This window comes from Pseudomonas sp. LBUM1671 (assembly GCF_059695685.1).
In genome coordinates this window covers 4727393-4753070 of record NZ_CP166782.1, presented here as the reverse complement: position 1 = coordinate 4753070, position 25678 = coordinate 4727393, and the positions used below count along the sequence as shown (strand labels likewise).

Below are 25678 nucleotides of genomic sequence, written 5' to 3'. Positions count from 1 at the left end.
AACCCTTGGAGCCTCTATGTCCGGCACCGACGCATCCCATCAAAACAACGTAGGCGGATTGTTCCGCGCTCATTACCCGTGGCTGTGCGCACGCTTGCGCCGACATCTGGGCACCAACGCCAGCGTCGAAGACATCGCCGCCGAAACCTTCGTACAGTTGCTCGAGTCGCCAGCGCTGACACCCATCCGCGAACCTCGCGCCTTGCTCACCACCATCGCCCGTCGCCTGGTTTATCAGCTCTGGCGTCGCCGCGACCTGGAACGCCAACACCTGGAACAACTGCAGCAGGCCGACCTTGTCGGTGGACGCTCGCCTGAGGATTTGCTGCAGCTATCCCAAACCCTGAAGAGCCTGGACCGCGCCCTCGACCGCATACCGGGCAAGGTCCGGGCGACGTTCCTGATGTCCCGTGTCGACGGCCTGACCTACCCGCAAATCGCCGCCGAACTGGGTATTTCCCAACGCTCGGTCAGCGTTTACATGACCCGCACCCACGCCTTGTGCGCCCAGCACAGCGCCAACCAACCCCTGACCCAGAGGTCCGCATGAGATCGATCAAAACCCTGCTCGGCAGTTCGCTGCTGGCCCTGAGCCTGGTGGCCAGCCACGTTCCGGCAGCCGAAAAAACCGCACCGATTCACTTCGGTGACATCACCTGGGAGAGTGGAAGCCTGATCACCGAAATCCTGCGGCTGATCGTCGAGAAGGGTTACGGCTACCCGACCGATACCTTGCCGGGCAGCACCGTCAGCCTCGAAGCGGCGTTGGCCAAGAACGACATTCAGGTGATCGGCGAGGAATGGGCCGGGCGCAGTCCGGCATGGGTCAAGGCGTCCGCCGAGGGCAAGGTGTTTGGTGTGGGCGACACGGTCAAGGGCGCCACCGAAGGTTGGTGGGTGCCGGAATACGTAATCAAGGGCGACCCCGAGCGCGGCATCAAACCGTTGGCTCCTGAGCTGAAATCCGTTGCCGACCTGGCCCGTTACAAGGACGTGTTCCGTGACCCGGAAGACCCGAGCCGCGGACGTTTCCTCAACAGCCCGACCGGCTGGACCTCGGAGATCGTCAACAGTCAGAAACTCAAGGCCTATGACCTGACCGCCAGCTACGTCAACTTCCGCACCGGCTCCGGCGCGGCGCTGGATGCCGAAGTCGCTTCGTCGATCCGCCGCGGCAAACCGGTGCTGTTCTACTACTGGTCGCCGACGCCGCTGTTGGGCCGTTTCAAACTGGTGAAGCTCGACGAGCCGCCGTTCGATGCCGAAGCCTGGAAGACCTTGGCCGATGCGAAAAATCCAAACCCTAAAGGTACGCGCTCGATGCCGGCGAGCCTGGCGATTGGCGTCTCGGCGCCTTTCAAGGCGCAGTACCCGGACCTGGTGGCGTTCTTTGAAAAGGTCGATTTCCCGATTGATCTGCTGAACCAGACGCTGGGGCAGATGAGTGAAAAACGCCAGCAACCGCGTCAGGTGGCCGAGGCGTTTTTGCGCGATCAGCCGCAGATCTGGAAAGCCTGGGTGCCGGGGGAGGTGGCGACCAGAGTGAGTGCGAGTTTGTAGTTGTCTCCTGATGATTTTGCGGTACATGAGCCACCGCATTCGCGAACAAGCCCGCTCCCACAGTGGACCTCGGTTGTACACCAATAGTGTGTTCACCGACGATCCCTGTGGGAGCGGGCTTGCCCGCGATGGTCTCAAGGCTTACAAGGATTCAGCCGCCAACGCCGCCTTGACGGTTGGCCTCTGGTCAATCCTGGACTGAAACCGCACCAAGGCCGGCCACTGGCCCAGATCAATCGCAAACAGTGGTGCCCAACGCAGTACCGTAAACAAATACGCATCAACCACGCTGAAATCACCCATCAAATACTCCTGGCGCTCCAGCGTCTCGCTCAGCACTGCCAACCGCTTGAACAACTTCGCCTTGATCAGCGCTTTCACCTCATCTGGAAACCCGGCATTAAACAGCCAGCCCAGGCCACCATGAATCTCGGTCGAGACAAAGTTCAGCCACTCCTGCAACCGCACCCGCTCGAACGTGTCGATCTGCGGCGCAAGGTTTGCCTCGGGGCGCAGGTTCGCCAGGTATTGCAGGATCGCCGGGCCTTCGGTCAGCACCTCGCCGTTCTCAAGTTGTAACGCTGCGACGTAACCCTTGGGGTTGATCGCCAGGAAGTCATCACCCGCGACAGTGGTCTTGGTGCGGTTATCGACGCGAATCAATTCGAACGGCAAATCCAGTTCACGAAGCACAATGTGCGGCGCCAGCGAGCAGGCGTTCGGGGCGTAATACAACTTCATCGGCAGGGCTCTGGTGAGGGATTTGCGCCAGTGTCATAGTGCGCGGCACCCTCGGTAAAATTAATCTTTCAGAGCGCTGCCATAAGGAAAGCTACTGCCATGATGAATCTGATGCACTGGCGAATGGTGGTGGCGGTGGCGGACACCGGCAACATCACCCGGGCCGCCGAGCGGGTCGGCATGACCCAGTCCGGTGCCAGCCAGGCATTGGCGTTGATCGAGGACACCCTCGGCGTTCAGCTGTTCAGCCGGGAGAATCGCCAGACCCTGCCGACAGCCATCGGCCTGCCGGTCATCGAGCAGGCGCGCATGATGCTTGGCGCCCTGGAAAACATTCGCAGCACCGTCGATGCCGCCAAAGATATCCAGCGTGGGACTATCCGCCTCGCCAGTTTTCCCATGGTGCTGGCGACTTTTCTTCCGCCGCTGTTGCGCCGGTTCAATCGCCTGTATCCCGGCATCCAGGTGGTGGCGCTGGAAGTTAGCGACGATGAAGTGGAAGCCCTGCTAGGGGCCGGGCTGGTCGATGTCGGCGTAGTGTTGAACCCGCCGCCCGAGCGCAATGCCGGACGGTTGGGGCGCGATGCGTGGATGGCGGTGCTGCCCGGCGGGCATCCGCTGGCCCGCCGTTCGAACGAGGAGGGCGTGACACTTGCGGAGTTGGCTGAACAGCCTTTTGTGCTGGCCACGGGCGGTTGCTCAACCAACGCACGAAGCCTCGCCGCCGAGGCTGGTTTGCAGTTGAGTGATGTGCGGGTCGAGGTCCGTGAATGGAGCAGCGCGTTCACGCTTGTGCGCGAAAACATCGGTGTCACCCTGGTGCCGGAAATGACCTTGCCGGGCAATCGCCAAGGCCTGCGCGTGGTGCCCGTGCATCCGCGAATCCATCGCGAGTTCGCCCTGGTGGCCGCCCCCGATAAAAAAACCTCGCCAGCGGTGCAGGCATTGCTGGACATGCTCGCTGAACCGATTTTGTCCTCAATACTGGCCGACTAGTGGCCTTGCGTCCCTGAAGTGGCTGGCTAAGCTGACTCGTAGCTAATCATGTCGCTCGCCATTTGAAGAGGGCGCAGCAAGAGTGCCCAAACCAAGGCACCGACACGGAGCAACAAGGAGCTGTGCGGTTAAGGGAATGACTTATTAAAACATCAGGGCTGGCCCGGTCCCGGGCTATCAAGAGAAGGATGTCTTGATAAGAGCGTTGCTACATGGACTCTCCGATTGAACATCATTGATCACCTGACACTTCCTCCCGTGGAGGAACGCGTGTGCCTGTTCCATGGAACGATGTGGCGGATCCGTTGAAAGGCCAAAGAACTTTCATCATTCAAAAGAGCGCGCTAAAGGTGATACGACCATGTTTAACCTACATCACAAGGCTGACCTGCTGGAAATCGAACGCTACAGCGGCGCGTTGAGCGAAGCCAATGCCAAGTTGGCGGCTGTCAGCCGTTCGATGGCGATGATTGAATTCACTCCCGACGGTATCGTGCTTGAGGCCAACGACAACTTCTGCAGCGTGATGGGTTACAGCGCCGACGAAGTGCGCGGCAAACATCACCGGATCTTTTGCGAAGAAACGTATTACCGCAGCGACGCTTACGCGAAGTTGTGGCGAGACCTGGCCCGTGGCGAACCGGTCAGCGGCACCTTTTTACGGCTGAACAAGAAAGGCAAAGAGATCTGGCTTGAAGCCAGTTACATGCCGGTGTTCGGTCCCGACCGCCAGGTGAAAAGCGTGATCAAAGTCGCCACTGACATCTCCGCCCGGGTTTACAAGGAACATGAAGAAGAGAGCATGCTCGCCGCGATCGGTCGCTCCATGGCGGTGATCGAATTCACCCCGGAAGGCAAAGTCATCGCAGCCAATGAAAACTTCCTCAAGACGATGCATTACTCGCTCAACGAAGTGGTGGGTCAGCACCACAGCCTGTTTTGTCACCGCGCCGAAGCCGAGTCGCAGGCTTACAAGGCGTTCTGGGCGTCACTCAATCGCGGCGAATATCACTCGCACCGTTTCGAGCGCAAAGACAAATACGGCCATACGGTTTTTCTCGAAGCCTCTTACAACCCTTTGTTCGACGCCAAGGGCCGGCTATACAAAGTGGTGAAGTTTGCCAGTGACATCACCCAGCAAGTGACCACTCTGCAAACCGCTGCTGAGTCGGCGCACAGCACGTCGGTGCAAAACGATGCCTGTGCGCAGAAAGGTTCTCAGGTGGTGCAGCAAACCGTGCAGATCATTCAGGACATTTCCCGGGACCTGAACGAAGCCGCGCTGAGCATTGATGCGGTGAGCAAACAGTCCGACATCATCGGCAGCATCGTACAGACCATCCGCGGCATCGCCGACCAGACCAACTTGCTGGCGCTCAACGCAGCCATCGAAGCGGCGCGGGCGGGGGAGCATGGGCGCGGGTTTGCGGTGGTGGCCGATGAAGTGCGCAGCCTCGCGGCACGCACGAGCCAGGCGACGCTGGAGATTGTCGACGTGGTGCGCAGGAACCACGATCTGTCGTTGAGCGCGGTATCGAGCATGCAGTCGAGCTTGAGCCGAACCGGACTTGGGGTGGAACTGGCGAATGAAGCGGGGGAGGTGATTCTGGAGATACAGCAAGGGTCGCGACATGTGGTGGATGCGATAAGTCAGTTCAGTTCGACCTTGCAGATAAACTGATTCGCGCAAACAACACGGCCCCTGTAGGAGCTGTCGAGTGAAACGAGGCTGCGATCTTTTGATCTTGCTTCTAAAAGATCAAGGTCAAAAGATCGCAGCCTCGTTTCACTCGACAGCTCATACACGGGTCGCGTTGTTCCAGCTGTTAAAGCGAAGCAAGAAACTTGTCGACCACCTGGCTGCTGCCTTTTTCACTGCTGGCGTTTTCTTTCTCGGCCTGCGCCAGTTTGATCTTGTCCTCCATGCGCTCGGCCATCTCTTTAGCAATCGCCTGCTGTTTCTCCGGCGGCATTTGCTCCACTTCTTCTTTCGTCAAACCCATCTCTTCCAGAATGGCGTCTTGCATGCGCTCTTCCGGGGTTTTGCTCATGTATTCCTTGAAGGCATCCGTGGCTAATTGAGTCTCGACTGGAAGTTTGGCGGACGAGGCTTGCAGTCCCACGCGGGTTTTCGCGAAGGCTTCATCCACGTTGTCGCTGATTCTGCTCGCCTCACTGACTTGCTGCGTGGCGTTTTGGGTGGCCGATTGCTCTATCTGCGCAGCTTTCGCCTGAACGTTGCTTTGCAACGTTTGCAGCATCGCACCCTGAAGTCCGTCAGCGGCTTCGGCGGTCGAGTTCTTCCCTGGCCGCTTGGACAAGGGGATCATTTGTATTTGTTTTTCACTGACCAACATAGTGAGTCGACCTTGTAGGTGTTTGTGGTGCAGTGTGTTGAGCAAATAGTATGCCTATATAAAAAATACTATATGTGTCAGCTAGTTACATGTTTTTCGAGGCGGGCGGCGCAGGTTTTGCGGTTAACCTTTGCCGCCCGGCGGCAAGCAGCATTGGCATCAAGGCAAACCATTGCAGCCGTATTTGAGGAAGCCCGGACGTTGTGCCAGTCGTTGAAAATACTCGTCGATGGCCGGGTAGTCGGGCCGCTCCATCGGCGTCATCAACCAGCGGTTGACGGACAGTCCGATGACGATGTCGGCCAGGGTGAAACGTGGGCCGGCGACATACGCTTTGGTGGTCGTGAGCTGGTGCTCGAGGATGCCCATCTTCTGGTTCCAGCCACGTACACCGGCGGCAATGTGATGCGGATCCTGGAACTCCGGATCCTTGCGCACCAATGCCGTGAACGCGTAGCTCCATGAGGCATTGAGTTCGGTGGCTTGCCAGTCCATCCACTGCTCGACCCGAGCGCGCGCGGCCGGGTCGTGCGGTAACAGCTCGGTGTTGTGGTGCTTGCCGGCCAGATAGCGGCAGATGGTGTTGGACTCCCACAGCACGCCCGCGTCGTCGATGATCACCGGCACCTGGGCATTGGGATTGAGCCGGAGAAACTCCGGCGTGTGGGTGGACGCATAACCGCCGCCCCAGTCCTCACGTTCGTAAGCAACAGCCAGTTCCTCACAGGTCCACAGGACCTTTCTGACGTTGATGGATGACGCTTTGCCGAGGATTTTCAGTGCATGTTCCATTGAGCTACTCCGTTAGCGATTCGACGCTTCAGGAATCTGACAGACCTTGCGCGGTTTTCAAACCGGATCCGGCAATGCCGAGGCCGGCAACCCAAAGGTGCGATCAAACAGCCAGTTGAACGCGAAGGTGTAGCACGGGATGAAAATGATCAGCGCCAAGTCCAGCAGGAAGGCCTGCACCAGGCTGATGTTCATCCACCAGGCGATCAGCGGGATGAGAAACACTATCAAGGTTAGTTGAAATCCCACGGCATGGGCGATGCGCCGTTTAACGGTGCGCGTGCGCGATGGCTGGCGGCTTTCCCAGCGTTCGAACAACGAGGTGTAGATGAAATTCCAGGTCACCGCGATGGTGGTGATGATCACCGCCAACGGGCCGGTGCTGCCCGGCGAGGTGCCGGACAACAGCGCCAGGCCCAGAGCCGAGAAGGTCATGCCGATGACTTCGTACAGCGACACGTAGACCAGTTTGCGTTTAACGCCTTGCATGCAGATTTGCCTCTTTTTTGCGAACTTGAAGCCAGGAGCACTGGCGAAGGCGGCGAAAGATAGCTTCAATAGAGCTGACAGAAAAAGTCAGTAGCTTTCAGTTTTATTGATAGGACGAGGGATGAATTTCAACAGCGACAGCATCGAGTTGTTCCTTGCCGTGATCGAGCGCGGCTCGTTTTCCGCGGCAGCGCGTGCGTTGGGTAAAGTGCCGTCGGCGGTGAGCATGAGCATTGCCAATCTGGAGGCCGAGCTCGGTTATCCGCTGTTCGATCGCAGCCATCGCGAACCGGTGCCGACGGCGATGGCCAGCGCGCTGGTGCCGCACGCGCGGTTGATCGCCGAACAACTCAAGCAGCTGCAAGTGCATGCGATCGAACTGTCGCTGGGGCTGGAAAGCAAGTTGTCGATTGGCGTCGTGGCAGACCTCGACAAGCGCCGTTTGCTGGCCGCGATCAAGGTCATCGCCGAGCGTCATCCGCTGCTGGAAATAGAAGTACTCAGCGCGCCCCAGGACGATGTGCTGGCGATGCTCCACAGCGGCCGCGTCAGTGTTTGCCTGGCGTTCGCCGGGTTGAGCATGAACGTGCTGGAGCGATTCCAGTTCGTCGGTACAGAGCGGATGATCGCCACGCTGGCGGCTGACAATCCGCTGTTTCAGGGCGAGGATCTGTTTCTGGAGGATCTGGTTCACGTGCGGCAAATCATCGTTGCCAGTTGTGACTTGCCGATCAGTGAAACCCGGCCCTTGGTGGGCGAATCCTATTGGCGCACTGACACCCTGGCCATGGCGCTGGACATGGTCGAAGCCGGGTTGGGCTGGGGCAATTTTCCGTTGTCGGTGGTGCAGCCTTTGCTCGATGCCGGAAGGCTCAAGCGCCTGAGTTTCCGCAACATCGAGAACGGTTTGGTGCTGCCGGTGCACGCGGTGTGGCTCAAGAGCCAGCCGTTGCAGAAAGGCGCGTTGGCGTTTGTGGAGTTGATGGGACGCTGAGCATGCGGTGATTCCGGTGGGAGCGGGCTTGCTCGCGAAGGCGCAGTGACTGACATCATCCATTTCAGCTGGAAGGCGGTATCAGGTGCTCTCGCGCACCTTCAACTCAAACCCCATGTCTTGCACCGGTTTCGCCACCGGATTCCCCGCCAGCAACATCAGCATCAACTCCGCCGAACGCCGGCCAATCGCCTCGCGCGGGGTGCTGATGCTGCTCAGTCGCGGCACCATATGCGCCGAGGCGGGTAGGTCGTTGAAACCGAGGATCGCTACACGTTCGGGGATTTTAATCCCGCAGCGCATGGCTTCAAGCAGTGCGCCCTGGGCCAGGTCGTCGTTGCCGAAGAAGATCGCATCCACATCAGGATGACTGGCCATCAATTGAAGAAACAGCTCGCCGCCCAGGCCGACGGATGAAGCCCGTGGCGTCAGCACTTCCAGGCCCGGGTCATACAGACCGGCCTTTTGCAGGGCTTTGCGGAAACCCTCCCCACGCAGCAACGTGCGTTGATCCAGTTGCGCGCCGATGTAGGCCAGGCGTTTACGGCCACGGGACAGCAGATGCTGCGCCGCCGTTTCACCCGCAGCGAGTTGCGAAAAACCCACGCAATTGAGCCCGGCCGCACTGTCCAGTTCCATCATGTACACGCACGGAATGTTGCTCGCCTCGATCATCCGGCGCGAACTTTCCGTGCGGTCGAAACCGGTGAGCAGCAGGCCACGCGGCTGATACGCCATGTAATTGCGCAGCAGGTTTTCTTCTTCGTCACGCGAATAATGGAAGTTGCCGATGAGCACTTCGAAGCCCTTGGGACGCAAAACCTGATGAATGGCTTCCAGCGTATCGATGAACAGCAGGTTGGACAGCGAAGGCACCAGAACCACCACCGAATGGCTCTGGGCCGAGGCTAAGGCGCGGGCGGCAGGGTTGACCACGTAGTTGAGTTCAGCGGCTGCTTTCTGCACTTTTTCCACCAGTTCGGTGGCCACCGTGCTGACGCCGCGCAGGGCGCGGGAGGCGGTGATCGGGCTGACACCGGCCAGGCGCGCCACTTCGTTCAGGGTAGGGCGGCCAGTGGTGCGCGTATTTTTATCGTTTTTAGGAGAGATCATCGGACGGCTTGCCAAACAAAATTCGAGGCACTAAGGTAGCGCTGTCTCGATGCAGCTGCAAATGCGTGAGCGGGGTTTGCCTGATCCCCGCTTTTTGGCATTGGGAACGAACATGCTGCAACCCACAAAAATGACAAGAAGGCGTCGGCAACTTCTACTTTTGTTCAAGTGTCACAACTGGCAAAGGTAGCGCTGTCTGCGCGCTGAGGTGTTACATGAATCAATCCATCACCGCCCTGGTCATCATGGGCGTTGCCGGTTGCGGCAAGACTTGCGTCAGCGAGGCCTTGTGCCAACTCAGCGGCGCGACCGCCATTGAAGGCGACACTTTCCACCCTGCCGCCAATATCGAAAAGATGAGCGCGGGGATCCCCCTGAACGACGACGACCGTGCCGGCTGGCTCGACAGCCTGTGCGATGAACTGCGCCGCGTTGACGCCCAAGGCCAGCGCCCGGTGCTGACTTGCTCGGCCCTCAAACACATTTACCGCGAACGCCTGCGCAGCGCCTTGCCGGGCCTGGGCTTCGTGTTTCTTGAACTGACCCCGGAAGTCGCCGCTGATCGCGTCTCCCATCGGCCGGGCCACTTCATGCCGTCGACGTTGATCGACAGCCAGTTCGCCACCCTTGAATCGCCCGTTGGCGAGCCCTTGACCCTGGCTCTGGACGCTTCGAACCACAGCGTCGAGCAACTGGCGAAGCAAGCCCATGACTGGTGGCAGGCTCATGGCCTGAAACAAGCCGTATGAGTTTTGCCAGAAAAGATAGCGCTGTCCTTACGGCTTTCGACTTACTCGCTTTAATAACAACAACAACCAGGAGACACCCCTAATGTTTGGCATGTCCCACGAGACGTTCCTGCTGCTCGATGCAGTGGTCACGGTGATCGGGCTTATCGTCCTGATCACCAAGTTCAAGTTCCACCCCTTCATTGCCCTGATCATCGCCGCAGCCTTTCTCGGGCTGACCTCCGGCATGCCGATCGGCACCATCATCAAGGCGTTCCAGGACGGCTTCGGCGGGGTGCTGGGTTTCGTCGGGATCATCCTCGCGCTGGGCACGATGCTCGGCAAAATGATGGCCGAGTCGGGCGGGGCGGATCAGATTGCCCAGACGCTGATTCGTGCGTTCGGCAAGGACAAGGTGCAGTGGGCGATGATGTTCGCCGCGTTCCTGGTCGGCATTCCGCTGTTCTTCGAAATCGGTTTCGTACTGCTGATCCCACTGGTGTTCATCGTCGCCCGGCGTACCGGCGTGTCGATCATCAAGATCGGCATCCCGCTGCTGGCCGGTCTGTCCGCCGTGCACGGTCTGGTTCCGCCGCACCCGGGTCCGTTGCTGGCCATTGGCGTGTTCGGTGCCGACATCGGTAAAACCATTCTCTACGGTCTGATTGTTGCGCTGCCGACGGCCATTATTGCCGGTCCGATCTACGGCACGTTCATTGCCAAATACATCCCCGGTCATCCTAACCAGGAACTGGTGGATCAACTGGCGCGTGAGCCTGAATCGGCCGATCTGCCGAGCTTCAGCATCACCCTGATCACCGTGCTGCTGCCGGTGTTCCTGATGTTGCTCAAGACCTTTGCCGATGTGGTGCTGCCGGAAGGCAATTTCGCGCGCTCCTTCATGGACCTGGTCGGTCACCCGATCTCGGCGCTGTTGCTGGCTTTGCTGCTGTCGCTGTACACCTTCGGCCATCGTCAGGGCATGGGTTCCAACAAGATTCTGAAATTGCTCGACGCCAGCCTCGCGCCGACCGCCGCGATCATTCTGATCATCGGTGCCGGTGGTGGCTTCAAGCAGATGCTGGTCACCAGCGGTGTGGGTGACGTGATTGGCCACATGGCGGTCAACGCACAAATCTCGCCGATCCTGCTGGCCTGGCTGGTAGCGGCGGTGATTCGCGTGGCGACCGGTTCGGCGACCGTGGCGACCATTACTGGCGCGGGTATCGTGGTGCCGGTGGTGGGGATGATTCCGGGTGTGAACCGTGAGCTGCTGGTGCTGGCCACCGGTGCCGGTTCGTTGATCCTGTCTCACGTCAACGACGCGGGTTTCTGGCTGGTGAAGCAGTACTTCAACATGACCGTGGCGGAAACCTTCAAGACCTGGACCGCGATGGAAACCATCCTGTCCATCGTTGCGCTGGGCTTTATCCTGCTGCTGTCGATGTTCGTCTAAACACTGCAAAACATGTGGGAGCGGGCCTGCCCGCGATGCAGGCGACTCGGTTTGACTTCGAACCGAGTTGATGCCATCGCAGGCAAGCCAGCTCCCACAGTTTTTTGTGTCAGGCGTTGGTTTTAGTAACTAGCCCATCCGCCCGAAACATCCCGCGAATCCCGCGCACAGCCTGACGAATCCGGTCCTGGTTTTCGATCAGCGCAAAGCGCACATGATCATCCCCATACTCACCAAACCCGACACCCGGCGAGACGCAGACCTTGGCCTCGGCGAGCATCTTCTTGGCAAACTCCAGCGAGCCCAGGTGCGCATAGGCGTCTGGAATCTTCGCCCAGACGTACATCGACGCTTTCGGATTCTCGACCATCCAGCCCAGTTCATGCAGGCCTTTGACCAGCACGTTGCGACGCTGCCGGTACTGCTCGGCGATGTCCTTGACGCACTGCTGATCACCTTCCAGCGCCGCAATGGCCGCGACCTGCAGCGGGGTGAACGTGCCGTAGTCGTGGTAACTCTTGATCCGCGCCAGGGCGTTGACCAGTTCGGCGTTGCCGACCATGAAACCGATGCGCCAGCCGGCCATGTTGTAGCTCTTGGACAGGGTGAAAAATTCCACCGCGATGTCCTTGGCGCCCGGCACCTGCATGATCGAGGGGGCTTTCCAGCCGTCGTAGACGATGTCGGCGTAAGCCAGGTCGTGCACCACCAAAACGTCATACTGCTTGGCGAGGGCAATCACGCGCTCGAAGAAATCCAGTTCCACGCACTGCGCGGTGGGATTCGACGGGAAGCCGAGGATCATCATTTTCGGTTTCGGGATCGAGCCGCGAATGGCGCTTTCCAGTTCGGCGAAGAAGTCCACGCCCGGGATGAGTGGCACCGAACGCACCTGGGCGCCGGCAATCACGGCACCGTAGATGTGAATCGGGTAGCTCGGGTTCGGCACCAGCACGGTGTCGCCCTGGTCGAGGGTGGCCAGCATCAAATGCGCCAGGCCTTCCTTGGAGCCGATGGTGACAATGGCTTCGGTTTCCGGGTCGATATCGACCGCGTATCGATCCTTGTACCAGTTGGAAATCGCTCGGCGCAGACGCGGAATACCCTTGGACGTCGAATAACCGTGGGTGTCTTCGCGCTGGGCGACGGTCACCAGTTTTTCGACGATGTGCGGCGGAGTAGGGCCATCAGGGTTGCCCATGCTGAAGTCGATGATGTCTTCGCCACGACGACGGGCGGCCATCTTCAGCTCGGCAGTGATGTTGAATACGTAAGGGGGGAGTCGATCTATGCGCGCAAAACGGCGCGGCGAACCTGGGTTAGCCATTGGTGCCTCGGATAACGTGAGCGCCCGGAACCGTCCGAGCGACGCTGGCCACTGCGGTGGCCTGTTGCGGAAGATAAGGGCTGGTATGGCACACTGTCCAGCGACTATGTAAACAAATTTGTCCGAAGGAACCCGGTTGATGGAATTTACCAGCGGCTTTCTGCTGAGCCTTTCGCTGTGCCTGGATATCGGCGTGGCCAATATCGCGATGATCACGTTGGCCATGCAACGCGGCTATTTTCAAGGCTTTGCTTTGGGCTTGGGGACCTGTGTCGGTGACCTGATTTACGCGGTGCTGGCGCTGGCGGGGATGACCGTTTTGCTGCAATACGAAACCGTGCGCTGGGTTCTGTGGATCGGCGGTTCGGCGTTGCTGGTGTATTTCGCGGCGAAGATGATTTATTCGGCGATTCACCATGAAGCAGTGCTGGCGCAGTCCGCCGAAGTGGGGCAGAACTCTCACCGAAAGGAGTTTTTCCGTGGGATCTTCCTCGCCATGTCATCACCCAGCGCCATTCTCTGGTTCGCGGCGGTAGGCGGCACACTGATCGCGCGTTCCGGTGGCGGTGATGCCGTCAGCTCTGCGTTGTTTCTCGGTGGTTTTCTGTGCGCCGGGGTGCTTTGGTGTGTCGCGTTGTGCTTCGCCGCGAGCCATGGAGGCAAGTTGCTGGGGGACAAACTGCTGCGTTACTCCTACATGGCATCGGCGGCGATCTTCTGCTATTTCGCGGTCTACGTGATCCTATCGGGTTATAACGAGTTCGTTGGCAGCAGCGCCGTCGAGCAGTTGCACGCCCTGTAATTGGGCGAATCGGGTTTGGCTTCTATACTCCCAGCCGAACCCACTTTTTTCGTCTCAGGAGTTGAGTCATGGATGAGCAAACAGGCGTAAAACCGGCCGAACCACGCTTTGAACACGGGCACTTCCTGCTGATAGCAGGCCTCGGTGGTCGATTTACCGCAGGTACAACCAAAGACATCCCAGCGCTTTGGGAAAAATTCATTCCCGAGATTGGCAAGATCCCCGGCCAAAAAAGCGAAGTGACCTACGGCATCTGCTGCAATCCTGATGGCAAAGGTGGTTTTGAATACATCGCCGGCATCGAAATCGACAAACTCGACGACCTGCCCGACAAGTACCGCTGGGTCGAAGTTCAGCCCCAGCATTACGCGGTGTTCGAGCACAAAGGCTCGCTGGACCAGTTACCCGCGACCTTTCAGTACATCTGGAAAACCTGGCTGCCGCAGTCCGGTAAAGAAGCGGCAGACGCCCCGGAGTTCGAACGCTACAGCGAAGATTTCAACCCGAAGCTCAATACCGGCGTTCTGGAAATCTGGCTACCGCTCAAAGCCTGACGAGCGCATCAAGAGGCGGACCGGGTCCGCCTCTTGAACGTCACTTGCCTTGCTTCATCCGTCGCGCTCGCAACACGTCAATCGACAACGTCACAAAGCCAAACGTGCTGATGCCCAACAGCAAGAGAAGGCCGATCTGAACGCTGCTCATGGTGTGTTCCCCCTATTGATGGTCAGAGACAGGCAACACCAATAATCCGAACCGATCGGCAATGAAAGCGCCTATACGAAGGCTTTACGACGTCAGCAGTGATCGATATGAACACCTTATTAATTTATGATCCCCAGCCTTTCCCACGCTGAATCCGAGCTGCCATGAACACCGTCATCCGCCACGTCACCCCCGCCGACCTGGACCGCTGCTTCGCCATCGAAACCGTTGCCTATGAAGGCGACGAAGCCGCCACTCGCGAGAAAATCGCTACCCGCATCGCCACCTGGCCCGAGGGTTTCATCGTCGCCGAAGTGGACGGCGTTGTAGCCGGTTTCATCAATTCCGGTGCGGCGTTTGAAGTGGAAATGTCAGACGAAGCGTTCAAGGAACTGATCGGCCACGACCCGGCCGGGCCGCATGTGGTGATCATGTCGGTGGTGGTGCACCCGGATTATCAGGGGCGGGGGCTGGCGAAGCGTTTGATGGGCGAATTCATCGAGCGCATGCGGGCGATGGGCAAGACCACCCTCCACCTGATGTGCAAAGAACGGCACATTCCGCTGTATGCCGGATTCGGGTTTGCCTACATCAAGCCTTCAGCTTCGGACCATGGCGGCATGGCGTGGCATGAGATGGTGTTGACGCTCTGATTGAAGCGGTGTGGCGTGAATGGCCTTCGCAGGCAAGCCTCGCTCCTACACGATTGAGTCGAACACAACATTTCACATCGACGCGAACCTGTAGGCGCGAGGCTTGCCCGCGAAGGCAATCCTGATCAATTCTAATAGAGGCTATCCCGCACCCGCGCCGGCGCTTCCCGGTCATACGTTTCGGCATCGAACTGCCCGTCATTCAAGCGCTTGTGAAACGCCCCCGCCGTCGGCAACGCTGATCGATCCAGATGCTTCTCGGGGTTCCACACATCCGAACGCACCATCGCTTTCGAGCAATGGAAGTACGCCGCTTCCACGGTCACCAGCATCACCGTGCGCGCCGGTTTGCCGTTCACCGCGAAGCTTTCCAGCAACGCCGGTTCCGCGCTGATCTTAGCCGTGCCGTTGACCCGCAACGTCTCGCCGATTCCTGGAATGATGAACAGCAGTGACACCCGTGAATCGAGCACCACATTGCGCAGCGTATCGATGCGGTTGTTGCCCGGCCGATCCGGGATCGCCAGGGTTTGCGGGTCAATGATCCGCACGAAACCCGGCGTATCGCCCCGGGGCGAACCGTCCATACCATCGGGGCCAACCGAGCTGATGATCACCAGCGGCGAGGCGCGGATCATCGCCTGATAGTCCTTGTTCAGAAACGGAATCTGCTTGCGCACGGCGCGATCGTGGGGTTGGCCGTAGATCGCTTCCAGTGCTTCGATGCTGTCGAGCATAACCACCTCAGAAAATCAGACTCATTCGCCGTTCATAACCGATCCGGCCCCTGTACGCTTCGCCGCTGTCGACCCAGCCAAATTTTGCATAAAGCGCGATGGCGGCCTCGTTGTCTGCATCCACCGACAATTCCAGTGCCTTGATCTCCGGAAACGCCTGGCGAGCGACGTCAGGCAGGGCTTGCAGGCAGGCCTTCCCATAACCTTTGCCTTGAGCGCGATGATCGACCTGCAACGCATGCAAGGTCGCACTGTGCTCATCGGCCCACGCCGGTAACACGGGCGGGCGCTTGAGCAGCAGGAAGGCCACTGGAACCTCCTCGGCCAGCAGCGCAAATCCTTCGACGCCGGGGCCGGGCTTGGACAGCAAGGTGTGCAACGCGCCGTGGATGTCGCCGGAGAATTTGATCTGTTCTTTATGAACTTCGATGGCCTCGACCTGCTGGCGCTGGTGCGCGTTCAGGCTTTCGTAAGGCACGAGTCGGGTTGTCACTGGAGTGTCCTTTTTCCAACGTAAATGTGTTTCGGATTCTAGCGAGTTTGCGTTCATGGATTATTTTTATTTCGACTGTCGAATTGGCTGTGCGCCAGACGACTAAAGGTGTCTTCACAACAAAAACCACGGAGAACCACCATGAACGCAACCCATGAAATCCAGGCCCTGATCGACACCTATCGTGAAGCGGTCATCGCCAAGAACGTCGAGAAACTCATGCCGTTGTATGCCGACGACATCGTCTCCTACGACGCGGTCAAGGCCCTGCAATTCCGGGGTAAGGCGGCTTACCGCGCGCATTGGGAGGAGTGCATGGAAATGTGCCAGGGCGCGCACACGTTCGACTTCGACCACATGAACATCGTCGCGGACGAGCACATCGCCTTCGCCCACTGGCTGGCCCATTGCGGCGGCACCAACGAACAAGGTGAAACCCAGGCCTGCTGGATGCGCGTCACCGCCTGCTATCGGCGCGATGCCGGGGAATGGCGCATCGTCCACGAACACTGGTCGGCCCCGTTCGACATGACGAGCGGCACGGCGCTGTTCAATCTGGAACCCTGATCGTCAGGCTGTTTATCGGGAAGCAGCGCCAAAACGCCAATCAGCAGCCATAGTTGATCAGTTCGATCCGGGAGAGCCCACATGAAGTACCTATGCCTGGTCTACAGCAACGAACAGCAATTGCACTCGCAGCCGGACAGTCCCCATGACGCCGAGTGCATGGCCTACGCCGAGGCGATCGAGGGCAGCGGCCGGATGATCGCGGCCGAGGCGCTGGAGTCGGTGCAGACCGCGACCACCGTACGCATGCGCAACGGCAAACTGTCGATCACCGATGGCCCGTTCGCCGAAACCAAGGAGCAGTTGGCCGGCTTCTACCTGATCGATGCCAAGGACCTCAACGAAGCGATCCAGGTCGCCGGCAACATCCCGGCGGCCCGGGTCGGCAGTGTCGAGGTGCGGCCCGTTCGCCAGTTGAATCCCTGAATAACAATCACAAGACAGGAGATCCCCATGAGTCCACAACCCTACAAGCATCAGCCTGCCGAATTCGAGTTATCCATCAGTCGGCTGATCGACGCGCCGCGCCGCAAGATCTTCCGCGCCTGGACCGAGCCGGCCTTGCTTGCTCAGTGGTGGGGGCCGCACGGCATGACCACGCCGGAATGCGAAATGGACCTGTGGGTCGGCGGCCAGTTTCGCACCCTGATGCGCGCGCCGGACGGGACGGAATACCCGACCATGGGGGTGTTTCTGGAGATCGTCGCACCTGAACGACTGGTGTTCACCGACGCGTTCATTCCGGGCTGGATTCCTTCGGGCAAACCGTTCATGTCGGCCGAAGTGACGCTCGAAGACAAGGACGGCAAAACCCTCTACACCGCCCGGGCCATGCATTGGTCCGCAGAAGACCGCCAGGCGCACGAGGCCATGGGGTTTCACGAAGGCTGGGGACAAAGCCTCGATCGCTTGGTGACGCTGGTGACTGAAGGCATGCCGGACTGATGACTGACGCTTCGGTCACGGCTCGGGTCGAACAGGTCTACCGCGAAGACTCGCGGCGGATTCTGGCGACGCTGATCCGCTTGCTCGGCGATTTCGACCTCGCCGAAGAGGCCCTGCACGAGGCGTTTTTCGTCGCGGTCGAGCGTTGGCAGCGTGACGGTGTGCCGGACAACCCGCGCACCTGGCTGGTGTCCACCGGGCGCTTCAAGGCCATTGATGTGTTGCGTCGGCGCGCGCGTTTTGCCGCTTCCCGGCCGATGTTGATCGCTCAACTGGAGGCGCTGGAGCAGGCCGACTGGAGTGATGAAGACGTGGAAGATGATCGCTTGCGCCTGATCTTCACCTGTTGCCACCCGGCCCTTGCGTCGGACGCCCAGGTGCCGTTGACCCTGCGCGAAGTGTGTGACCTGACCACAGAGGAAATTGCCCGGGCGTTTCTCTCGGCACCGGCGACCATCGCCCAGCGCATCGTGCGCGCCAAGGCGAAAATCCGTGACGCGAAAATCCCTTATCAAGTGCCGACGCTGGCGGAACTGCCCGAGCGCCTCGACAGTGTGCTGAGGGTGATTTACCTGGTGTTCAACGAAGGTTACTCGGCGTCGGTCGGTACCGAACTGACTCGAGAGGACCTGACACGCGAAGCGATTCGGCTCGGGCGGTTGTTGATGGAATTGCTGCCGGAATCGGAAGTGATGGGGCTGCTGGCGTTGATGCTGTTGCATGAATCACGCCGCCCGGCCCGGACGTCGGCGAGCGGTGAGTTGATTGTGCTGGATGAACAGGATCGCTCGTTGTGGAACGCCGAAATGATTGCCGAAGGTTGCGCGCTGGTGGAAGCGGCGTTGACCACGGGACGATTCGGGCCGTATTGCCTGCAAGCGGCGATTGCGGCGGTGCACGCCGAAGCGCCCACGGCGGGGGAGACTGACTGGCAGCAGATTGTGGGTTTGTATGACGTGTTGTTGGCGGCGGTGCCTTCGCCGGTGATCGAGCTGAACCGAGCGGCGGCGATCTCCAGGCGGGATGGGCCGCTGGCGGGGTTGGTGTTGGTGGAAGGGATTCTGGAGCGGGGGGATCTGCTGGATTACCACTTGGCGCATTCGGCGCGGGCGGATTTTTGTCGGCAGTTGGGGAGGCGTGAAGAGGCGCTGGCGGCGTATGAACGGGCGCTGGAGTTGACGCAACAGGTGCCGGAGCGGCGGTTTATTGAGGCCAGGATCAAGGCTTTGAAGTGAAGTGAGTTTGCGGGCCCCATCGCGGGCAAGCCCGCTCCCACAGTTTGGCGCTGAACCTGTGGGAGCGTGGCTTGCCCGCGATAAGGGCCGAAGGACCTTCACTCCAGCATCTTGCCGAGCAGCCAACTCCCCGCCGGCCCCGGCGGATGCAGCCGCGACCACAAGGCATCGACAAACACCGGTTTCGGCCAGCCGCGCACGTCCAGTTCCTGCAATGTCCCCGGGCCAAACCGCTCCACCAGCCATCGCGGCAACGGCGCCCAGCCGAATCCGCCCTGGGCCATTTCCAGCAGCATCAGGTAACTCGGCGCCGACCAGACGCGGCCTTTCGCACGGCTTTCATACGGATTGACGATCGTCGCCAGGCGCAACTCCCGATGCTGTTGCAACACGTCTTGATCGACGAGCCTCAGCGCCGCCAACGGATGCTCACGGGACACGAACAGGGCGATTTCCGTGCGTTCCTCCACGGTCGAACTGACCAGATCCGGCGGGTAACTGTCCTGCTTCTCGGCGAAGGCGACATGCGCCCGACCGCTTTGCACCAATGCCACCAGGTCATCGCATTCAGCAATCAGGCATTCGAGCTCAAGGTCTGGATAACGCTGCTCGAACGCACTCAACGCCGCTTCGAATCGGTCGGATTGATAGGTGTCGGAAATCGCCACCGTCAGCTTCGGCTCAACCCCTTGTGACAGCTGGCTGGCGGTCATCTCCAAGCGACTGGTGGCGGCCAGAATTTCCTCGGCCCGTTGCAGCATCACGTGCCCGGCCGGGGTCAGGCTCGGTTTGCGGCTGCTGCGGTCGAAGAGGGTCAGGTTCAGATCAATCTCCAGGCTGGCCACCGCGGCACTGATCGTCGACTGACTGCGCCCCAGTTTGCGCGCCGCCGCAGAAAACGAGCCTTGCGTCGCCGCCTGCACAAACGCCTGCAACACTTCCTGAGAAGCCATGAACTATCGCCTTGATCGATGGTTATTGGTTATGAAGTATCGGCGCGAGGCGGGATCATGGCAACCACAGTCACTCAGGGAGTCCTGATCATGAGCACCAACAAATCCATCACTGAACGTATTTTCCAAGCCATCGGTTTCGAAGTGCTGGCCATCCTGATCTGTACGCCGCTGTTGGCGTGGATCATGGACAAGCCGATGATTGAAATGGGCGCTGTCACCGTTGTGATTGCGGCGCTTGCCCTGGGCTGGAACGTGGTCTTCAACGGCCTGTTCGACCGTTTGCTCAAACGCTACGGCGTCGTGCACAACGCTTGGGTACGCGTTGTCCATGCGCTGCTGTTCGAAGGCGGGCTGGTTGCGATGGGTGTGCCGCTGATTGCCTGGTGGCTCAAGGTCAGCCTGTGGCAAGCATTCCTGCTGGACATCGGCGTGTTGCTGTTTTTCCTGCCGTACACCTACGTTTATCACTGGGCGTATGACGTGGTGCGCGAGCGCATGTTGATGGTATCTACTGCTCGCTAACCCACAGTGAACAGTCTTTGTGGCGAGGGAGCTTGCTCCCGCTGGGTTGCGAAGCAGCCCCAAAATCTCGGCAACTGTTGGAGATTTTGCGAGCGCTTCGCACTCGAGCGGGAGCAAGCTCCCTCGCCACAGGTTTAGGGGTTACAGAAACATCCCGCCGGACGCTTCCACGCGCTGGCCGTTGATCCACTGGCTACCCGGTGCCAGCAGCAATGCAATCGCAGCACCGATGTCATCCGGCTGACCCACCCGACCCAACGCGGTATTGCTGGCGACGTAGCTGTTCACGTCACTGTTATCACGCACGGTGCCGCCGCCGAAGTCGGTCTCGATGGCGCCCGGTGCCAGTGTGTTCACGGAAATACCGCGGGCTCCGAGTTCCTTGGCCTGGTAGCGGGTCAGCACTTCCATCGCACCTTTCATCGCTGCGTAAGCGCCGTAACCCGGCAGGCTGAAACGGGTCAGTCCGCTGGACACGTTGAGGATGCGCCCACCGTCCGCCATCAGCGGCAGCAGGTTCTGGGTGAGGAAGAACGGCCCCTTCAGGTGGATGTTCATCAGCAAGTCAAACTGGGCGACGGTGGTGTCGACGAAGCTCGCGGTCAGGCCGATGCCGGCGTTGTTGAGCAAGAAGTCGAAGTGCGGGCGGTCAAAACGGCTGCGCAACACGTCGGCGACTTGCGTAGCGAATGCTTCAAAGCGGTCGCTTTGGCTCACGTCGAGTTGCAGCATCACCGCCCGAGCGCCAAGGTTTTCGATTTCTGCAACCAGTGCCTGCGCTTCATCGGCCTTGCTGTTGTAGGTGCCGATGATGTCGACGCCTTGGGCGGCCAGATGCAGCGCTGCGTTTTTGCCGAGGCCGCGGCTGGCGCCAGTGATCAGTGCGATTTTACGGTTCATGGGACTGCCTCAAGGGTGGTGGGTAACGGTGTGGAGGAAGTTTATTTATCCGCCCTGAAGTGATAAACAGACTTAAATCGGAAACACTGGTCGGTTAATCCGAACAATAAAGGTCGGCCCATGAACAAGCTGGAACTGCTGCGCACCTTCGTTCGCGTCAGCGAGATGTCGAGCTTTACCTTGGCGGGGGAGAGCCTGGGCCTGCCTCGGTCCACGGTCTCGGAGCACATTCAAGCACTGGAAGCGCTGCTGGGCACGCGCCTGTTGCAACGCACCACGCGCCGGGTTCAGGCGACTCAGGACGGTCTGGTGCTGTACGAGCGCAGCAGGGACTTGTTGTCGCACATGGATGAAATCGAAGGGCTGTTTCGTCAGGATGCGGCGTCGCTCACCGGGCGGATTCGCTTTGACATGCCGAACTTTTTGGGGCGCCAGATGGTGCTGCCGCGTTTGCCGGAATTCATGGCGCTGCACCCCAACCTCGAACTGGAAATCAGCACCACTGATCGCCGGGTCGATTTGCAGCGGGAAGGCTTTGATTGCGTCGTGAGGGTCGGTGCGCAGCCGGATCAATCGGTGGTCGCTCGCCGCGTGTGTGATTTCGCCATGGTCAACTGCGCGAGCCCGGCGTACTTGGCGCGCTATGGGATGCCCGAAACACTCGAAGACCTGGCGCAGCACCGCATGGTGCATTACGTCGGCGTATTGGGTTCGCGGTCGGACGGGTTTTTGTACGAGGTCGAGGGCAAGCCGCAGCAACTGCCAATGGCCGGCAGCGTGACGGTGAGCAGCACCGACGCTTATGAGCTGGCGTGTCTGGGGGGATTCGGTCTGATTCAGGCGCCGGTCAAGGGCATGCAAGCGCACTTGAGCAGCGGTGATCTGGTGGCGGTGTTACCGCAGTTCAGCGCACCGTCGATGGAGGTCTCGCTGCTCTACGCCCGGCAACGGCATTTGCCGCTGCGGGTGCGAGCGTTTATGGACTGGCTGGCGAACGTCATCCAGTCCACAATCTGAAGAACAACTCATAACCTGTGGGAGCGGGCTTGCCCGCGATGGGGTTTCAAATTCAACATCATCATTGAATGTAAGACCGCTATCGCGGGCAAGCCCGCTCCCACAGGGTTTTGTGTCAGACGTGGAAATAGCCGACGCAGCTATCAAACGGCAGGCGTTTGAGCTCGATCTTGTTCAGGTCCAGCACTTCACGCAGGGCTTTGGTTTCGCCCGGGAAGTTGCGGTAAGCCACTTCGTCCAGGACCACGATGGCGCCTTTTGGCATGTACGGCAGGAAGGTTTCCAGCGCGACTTTGGTCGATTCGTACAGGTCGGTGTCGAGGATCAGCATGGCCACGACCAGGTCCGGACGGGTCTTGACCCACTCCGGCACGGTCTTGACGATGTCGCCTTTGACCAGCTCGCAACGCGGGATGCGGTTGACCGGGCGCAGCAGGTCGTTGGCGTCGATCATGTCCTGGATCAGCGACTGGTCGGTGTCGGAGAACATGGTCTCGTTGACGTCGGCCGGGTCTTCTTTCTTGTCGATGCTCTGGAAGCCTTCGAAGGTGTCGAAGCCCACGATCGAACGGTTGATTGCGTACGGCTCGAGAATCATCGACAAGTGCATGTACAGCATCAGCGAGTTGCCCTTGTACACGCCGCACTCGATGATCGCGCCCGGTACTTCAGCGACTTTCTTGAACAGTTCCATGCGCGACAGTGCAGCGGTGACGCCGATGCGGTTGGCAAAGACGAACGGTGCGTCGGCCACGTACTCGGCATCGACCCGTTTCAGAACGTTGGCACGGGTTTCGTTGTACTGGGCCTCGGCAGGCGTGATGCGACGCTTGGTCATTGCTGGATTCCTTGGAAATTCGAGAAGTCGTGGGCGTGGAAATAGTCTTTGAAACCGGCGCCGACATCAGGGCAGGCGCTGTCGACGTTGATCGCGCCGCGCTTGTGCTTGAGGTCGTCGAGGTGCATCAGGCGGAAGTCCACGCTGAAGCGGGTCTGGTTGGTGTGGTTGGCGACCGTGCCGTGCAGGTGTGAGCCGGAGAAGATCAGCATCTCACCGGTGTTGCCGGCGATGCGCACTTCTGACGCGGTGTTGATCGCTTCCATCGGCACCGGGTGCACGCGGACTTCCTCCTTGAGGTTGTCCTTGGCCTTGTGCCGCTGGTTGCTGATCCAGTCGTTGAGGCTCCATTCGCTGGAGGTGTTCTTCACCGGTACGTCGAAGTAACCGGCGTTGATCATCATGGTCTGGTCGGGGCTGATGGTGTGCACCGGCATCCAGGTGTTGATCTGGCAATCGACGCTGCCGTACCACGTGTCGCGATGCGGCTTGTAGGCATAGCTGACACCGGCGTGCAGGTAGTCATAGTTCGGCACCACGCGAATGCGCGGCACGTCGAAAATGTATTCGCGCGGGTCGACACCGATCTCGTCGATGAACGACAGGATCAGGTCCTTGGCGCGCTGGCTGTTGGTGAACTGGCCCTTGAGGCGCGTCACCAGAACCACGAATTCTTCCACCGGCATCAGCGTGTGCAGCGCCTGGTGATTGGTCTCGCCGTTGAAAGCGGCGGTGATGCTTTCCTGGGCGAACGCACACAGCTCTTTGGCAGCGCGCAGCTGAGTGTTCAGGAAGATGTCGCCGGCGTAGATGGCTTCTTTGAAGTCAGCTTTCTGTTGAAGCTGATTGATGTACAGATTCACGATTCCACTCCTGAATGCAACGAGTCTCTTAAGAGTCGGCCACACGTTAGCAAACTGAAGTGCAATCCGGCGGGTGGTGAATCAATAAAAAGGTAAACGCCTGAATTTGCGACGAAATGCGTTGTCCCGCGCACAAAAAATCCCCTTGTAGGAGCGAGGCTTGCCCGCGAAGGCGGTGTGTCAGTCGACAATATCGTTGAATGACACACCGCCTTCGCGGGCAAGCCTCGCTCCTACAGGAGGTATGTGTTGGGCTAGAAGAGTTGGGTGAACAGCCAATACAGGCTGCCCGACAGCACAATCGCCGCCGGCAAGGTCAGCACCCAGGCCATCAGCAGGTTGCGGATGGTCCTCATCTGCAAGCCGCCGCCGTTGGCGACCATGCTCCCGGCCACGCCCGAGGACAACACGTGAGTGGTCGACACCGGCAAGCCGAACATGTCCGCCGCACCGATGGTCAGCATGGCCACGGTTTCTGCCGAGGCACCCTGGGCGTAAGTCAGGTGGGTCTTGCCGATCTTTTCGCCGACGGTCACCACGATGCGCTTCCAGCCGACCATGGTGCCCAGCCCGAGCGCGATCGCCACGGCGATCTTCACCCACAGCGGAATGAAGCGCGTCGAGTTGTCGATCTGTTGCTTGAACAGTTGCAGCTTGCCGCTGGTGTCGGCATCGAAGTTGCCGACCTTGTTCTTGTCCATCAGGCGAATGGTTTCGCTGGTCAAGTACATGTCGTTACGCACGTTGCCCACGGCCTCGGCCGGCACTTTGGACAGCGAGCCGTAACCCTTGACCTGCGCACCGATGCTGCCAGTGAGGGCGGCGAGCGCCGGGACCAGTTGCGGCGTGGCTTCCTTGCTGCGCACGTATTCGGAGAGCACCGGACGCGGATCAGCCGGGGCCGGCATCGGTGCGCTTTTCACCAGCGCTTGCTGGGTAACTTCGGCGACGGCGGCGAATTGCAGCGCCTGGTCGGCCGGCATGGTGCGGTTCAGCGCATAGGCCATCGGCAACGTGCCGACCAGGATCAACATGATCAGGCCCATGCCTTTCTGGCCGTCGTTGGAACCGTGGGCGAACGAGACGCCGGTGCAGGTCACAATCAACATGCCGCGAATCCACCACGGCGGAGGCGTGTTGCCGACCGGTGCCTTGTACAGCGCGCGATTCTTGACGAATGCCCGCAGGGCCAGCAGCAGCAACGCGGCAAAACCGAAGCCGACCAGCGGCGACAGCAGCAACGCGTAACCGATCTTGGTTGCCTGCGCCCAGTCCACGCCGCTGGTGCCGTCATGGCCGTGCATCAGGGCATTGGCCACGCCGACGCCGATGATCGAGCCGATCAAGGTGTGCGACGACGAGGCCGGCAAGCCCAGCCACCAGGTGCCGAGGTTCCACAGGATCGCAGCGATCAACAGGGCGAAGATCATCGCGAAACCGGCGGAGGAGCCCACTTGCAAAATCAGCTCCACTGGCAGCAGGGCGATGATGCCGAACGCCACCGCGCCGCTCGACAGCAACACGCCGAGGAAGTTGAAGAACCCCGACCAGGCCACGGCGAAGTTCGGCGGCATCGAGTTGGTGTAAATCACCGTGGCCACGGCGTTGGCGGTGTCGTGGAAACCGTTGACGAACTCAAAGCCCAGGGCGATCAGCAGTGCGACGCCCAACAGCAGAAACGGCGTCCAGGTGGTGACCACCGTGCCGAGTTCGTTCATGTCGTGTATCAGGCTGTAGGCGGTAAACAACAACCCGCTGGCCAGCACCCCGAAAAACACCACGAGGGTGAACAGGCTGGGTTTTTTATCGAGTTGCGGTCTGGCGCTACGGGCGGGAGCCTGCGTTTGAGCGGTGTAGGAAGGCGTAGCCATGACGGACAATCCTGAGGAAGG

At 59.8% G+C, this 25678-nt stretch carries 29 protein-coding genes and 1 pseudogene; 17 read left to right on the top strand and 13 right to left on the bottom strand.

The features are described from left to right. The first annotated feature begins 16 nt into the window (after nt 1-16). On the top strand, nt 17-550 hold the full coding sequence (locus ACA060_RS21990; protein ID WP_497313172.1) for a sigma-70 family RNA polymerase sigma factor: 534 nt from the start codon (nt 17-19) through the stop codon (nt 548-550). Continuing rightward, nucleotides 547-1560 (top strand): ABC transporter substrate-binding protein, encoded by a 1014-nt coding sequence (locus ACA060_RS21985; RefSeq protein WP_497313171.1) that lies wholly within the window; start codon nt 547-549, stop codon nt 1558-1560. Before ACA060_RS21990 ends, ACA060_RS21985 begins: the two co-directional genes overlap by 4 nt. 141 nt (nt 1561-1701) lie before the next feature. On the opposite strand, the gene gstA is transcribed toward ACA060_RS21985, so the two are convergent. Beyond that, on the bottom strand, nt 1702-2301 hold the full coding sequence (gstA, locus tag ACA060_RS21980; RefSeq protein ID WP_497313170.1) for a glutathione transferase GstA: 600 nt from the start codon (nt 2299-2301) through the stop codon (nt 1702-1704). A 99-nt stretch (nt 2302-2400) separates the two neighbouring features. On the opposite strand from gstA, the gene ACA060_RS21975 reads away from it, so the two are divergent. The 3 genes and pseudogenes from ACA060_RS21975 (at nt 2401) to ACA060_RS21965 (ending at nt 4978) form a co-directional block, all read left to right on the top strand. Next, entirely contained in the window at nt 2401-3297 is an 897-nt protein-coding gene (locus ACA060_RS21975; RefSeq protein WP_109634196.1) for a LysR family transcriptional regulator, read from the top strand. A gap of 283 nt (nt 3298-3580) precedes the next feature. Beyond that, nucleotides 3581-4435: pseudogene (locus tag ACA060_RS21970) on the top strand (PAS domain-containing protein); the annotation flags it as partial. Continuing rightward, on the top strand, nt 4409-4978 hold the full coding sequence (locus ACA060_RS21965) for a methyl-accepting chemotaxis protein (protein ID WP_497318334.1): 570 nt from the start codon (nt 4409-4411) through the stop codon (nt 4976-4978). The pseudogene ACA060_RS21970 and the gene ACA060_RS21965, both read left to right, overlap by 27 nt. 145 nt (nt 4979-5123) lie before the next feature. Here the strand turns inward: ACA060_RS21965 and ACA060_RS21960 are convergent, their stop codons facing one another. From ACA060_RS21960 to ACA060_RS21950, 3 genes are all read right to left on the bottom strand, one after another. Beyond that, nucleotides 5124-5654 (bottom strand): hypothetical protein, encoded by a 531-nt coding sequence (locus ACA060_RS21960; protein WP_497318332.1) that lies wholly within the window; start codon nt 5652-5654, stop codon nt 5124-5126. A 159-nt stretch (nt 5655-5813) separates the two neighbouring features. Further along, nucleotides 5814-6446 carry a glutathione S-transferase family protein gene (locus ACA060_RS21955; RefSeq protein ID WP_497313169.1) on the bottom strand — a complete coding sequence of 211 codons (633 nt, stop codon included), beginning with the start codon at nt 6444-6446 and terminating at the stop codon, nt 5814-5816. 57 nt (nt 6447-6503) lie between these two features. Continuing rightward, nucleotides 6504-6935: a PACE efflux transporter gene (locus tag ACA060_RS21950; protein ID WP_497313168.1), complete on the bottom strand. Its 432-nt coding sequence runs from the start codon at nt 6933-6935 to the stop codon at nt 6504-6506. Nucleotides 6936-7056: 121 nt separating this feature from the next. Here ACA060_RS21950 and ACA060_RS21945 point away from each other — a divergent pair, with 121 nt between their 5' ends. After that, nucleotides 7057-7929, top strand: a complete 873-nt coding sequence (locus tag ACA060_RS21945; protein WP_497313167.1) for a LysR family transcriptional regulator — start codon at nt 7057-7059, stop codon at nt 7927-7929. Between the two features lie 81 nt (nt 7930-8010). Here ACA060_RS21945 and gntR read toward each other — a convergent pair whose 3' ends face one another. Next, nucleotides 8011-9042: an HTH-type transcriptional regulator GntR gene (gene gntR, locus ACA060_RS21940; RefSeq protein ID WP_497313166.1), complete on the bottom strand. Its 1032-nt coding sequence runs from the start codon at nt 9040-9042 to the stop codon at nt 8011-8013. A 215-nt stretch (nt 9043-9257) separates the two neighbouring features. On the opposite strand from gntR, the gene ACA060_RS21935 reads away from it, so the two are divergent. Both ACA060_RS21935 and ACA060_RS21930 read left to right on the top strand, forming a co-directional pair. Continuing rightward, nucleotides 9258-9791: a gluconokinase gene (locus tag ACA060_RS21935; protein ID WP_497313164.1), complete on the top strand. Its 534-nt coding sequence runs from the start codon at nt 9258-9260 to the stop codon at nt 9789-9791. 82 nt (nt 9792-9873) lie between these two features. Continuing rightward, nucleotides 9874-11226 carry a GntP family permease gene (locus ACA060_RS21930; protein ID WP_497313162.1) on the top strand — a complete coding sequence of 451 codons (1353 nt, stop codon included), beginning with the start codon at nt 9874-9876 and terminating at the stop codon, nt 11224-11226. 109 nt (nt 11227-11335) lie between these two features. Here ACA060_RS21930 and alaC read toward each other — a convergent pair whose 3' ends face one another. Then, nucleotides 11336-12553, bottom strand: coding sequence for an alanine transaminase (gene alaC, locus ACA060_RS21925; RefSeq protein WP_109634179.1), 1218 nt, complete (start codon nt 12551-12553; stop codon nt 11336-11338). Between the two features lie 139 nt (nt 12554-12692). On the opposite strand from alaC, the gene ACA060_RS21920 reads away from it, so the two are divergent. From ACA060_RS21920 to ACA060_RS21910, 3 genes are all read left to right on the top strand, one after another. Further along, the gene (locus ACA060_RS21920) at nt 12693-13355 is read left to right on the top strand and encodes a LysE family translocator (protein ID WP_497313160.1); all 663 of its coding nucleotides are present in this window, start codon (nt 12693-12695) and stop codon (nt 13353-13355) included. A gap of 68 nt (nt 13356-13423) precedes the next feature. Then, nucleotides 13424-13909: a GyrI-like domain-containing protein gene (locus ACA060_RS21915; protein WP_497313158.1), complete on the top strand. Its 486-nt coding sequence runs from the start codon at nt 13424-13426 to the stop codon at nt 13907-13909. 315 nt (nt 13910-14224) lie between these two features. Continuing rightward, nucleotides 14225-14713: a GNAT family N-acetyltransferase gene (locus ACA060_RS21910; RefSeq protein WP_497313156.1), complete on the top strand. Its 489-nt coding sequence runs from the start codon at nt 14225-14227 to the stop codon at nt 14711-14713. 131 nt (nt 14714-14844) lie between these two features. Here ACA060_RS21910 and ACA060_RS21905 read toward each other — a convergent pair whose 3' ends face one another. Further along, nucleotides 14845-15450, bottom strand: coding sequence for a pyridoxamine 5'-phosphate oxidase family protein (locus ACA060_RS21905; RefSeq protein ID WP_497313154.1), 606 nt, complete (start codon nt 15448-15450; stop codon nt 14845-14847). Nucleotides 15451-15457: 7 nt separating this feature from the next. Beyond that, entirely contained in the window at nt 15458-15943 is a 486-nt protein-coding gene (locus tag ACA060_RS21900) for a GNAT family N-acetyltransferase (protein WP_497313152.1), read from the bottom strand. A 141-nt stretch (nt 15944-16084) separates the two neighbouring features. Between ACA060_RS21900 and ACA060_RS21895 the strand changes: the two genes are divergently transcribed. The 4 genes from ACA060_RS21895 (at nt 16085) to ACA060_RS21880 (ending at nt 18690) form a co-directional block, all read left to right on the top strand. Then, nucleotides 16085-16510 carry a YybH family protein gene (locus ACA060_RS21895; RefSeq protein ID WP_497313149.1) on the top strand — a complete coding sequence of 142 codons (426 nt, stop codon included), beginning with the start codon at nt 16085-16087 and terminating at the stop codon, nt 16508-16510. Between the two features lie 81 nt (nt 16511-16591). Next, nucleotides 16592-16936: a YciI family protein gene (locus tag ACA060_RS21890; RefSeq protein ID WP_497313147.1), complete on the top strand. Its 345-nt coding sequence runs from the start codon at nt 16592-16594 to the stop codon at nt 16934-16936. Between the two features lie 27 nt (nt 16937-16963). Next, nucleotides 16964-17455: an SRPBCC family protein gene (locus ACA060_RS21885; RefSeq protein ID WP_497313145.1), complete on the top strand. Its 492-nt coding sequence runs from the start codon at nt 16964-16966 to the stop codon at nt 17453-17455. Then, a complete protein-coding gene (locus tag ACA060_RS21880) occupies nt 17455-18690 on the top strand; it encodes an RNA polymerase sigma factor (RefSeq protein WP_497313143.1) in 1236 nt (411 codons plus the stop codon). The genes ACA060_RS21885 and ACA060_RS21880 overlap by 1 nt, the downstream gene beginning before the upstream one ends. A gap of 98 nt (nt 18691-18788) precedes the next feature. Here the strand turns inward: ACA060_RS21880 and ACA060_RS21875 are convergent, their stop codons facing one another. Further along, entirely contained in the window at nt 18789-19643 is an 855-nt protein-coding gene (locus tag ACA060_RS21875; RefSeq protein ID WP_497313141.1) for a LysR family transcriptional regulator, read from the bottom strand. Nucleotides 19644-19733: 90 nt separating this feature from the next. On the opposite strand from ACA060_RS21875, the gene ACA060_RS21870 reads away from it, so the two are divergent. Next, nucleotides 19734-20168, top strand: coding sequence for a multidrug/biocide efflux PACE transporter (locus ACA060_RS21870; protein WP_497313139.1), 435 nt, complete (start codon nt 19734-19736; stop codon nt 20166-20168). A 141-nt stretch (nt 20169-20309) separates the two neighbouring features. Here the strand turns inward: ACA060_RS21870 and ACA060_RS21865 are convergent, their stop codons facing one another. Next, a complete protein-coding gene (locus ACA060_RS21865) occupies nt 20310-21068 on the bottom strand; it encodes an SDR family NAD(P)-dependent oxidoreductase (protein WP_497313137.1) in 759 nt (252 codons plus the stop codon). Between the two features lie 120 nt (nt 21069-21188). Here ACA060_RS21865 and ACA060_RS21860 point away from each other — a divergent pair, with 120 nt between their 5' ends. Then, a complete protein-coding gene (locus ACA060_RS21860; protein WP_497313135.1) occupies nt 21189-22085 on the top strand; it encodes a LysR family transcriptional regulator in 897 nt (298 codons plus the stop codon). Between the two features lie 115 nt (nt 22086-22200). On the opposite strand, the gene ACA060_RS21855 is transcribed toward ACA060_RS21860, so the two are convergent. The 3 genes from ACA060_RS21855 to ACA060_RS21845 form a co-directional block, all read right to left on the bottom strand. After that, entirely contained in the window at nt 22201-22923 is a 723-nt protein-coding gene (locus ACA060_RS21855; RefSeq protein ID WP_046031989.1) for a TylF/MycF/NovP-related O-methyltransferase, read from the bottom strand. Further along, on the bottom strand, nt 22920-23786 hold the full coding sequence (locus ACA060_RS21850) for a 2OG-Fe(II) oxygenase family protein (protein WP_497313133.1): 867 nt from the start codon (nt 23784-23786) through the stop codon (nt 22920-22922). The genes ACA060_RS21855 and ACA060_RS21850 overlap by 4 nt, the downstream gene beginning before the upstream one ends. 254 nt (nt 23787-24040) lie before the next feature. Beyond that, nucleotides 24041-25657, bottom strand: a complete 1617-nt coding sequence (locus ACA060_RS21845; RefSeq protein WP_497313131.1) for an inorganic phosphate transporter — start codon at nt 25655-25657, stop codon at nt 24041-24043. Between the last annotated feature and the right edge of the window lie 21 nt (nt 25658-25678).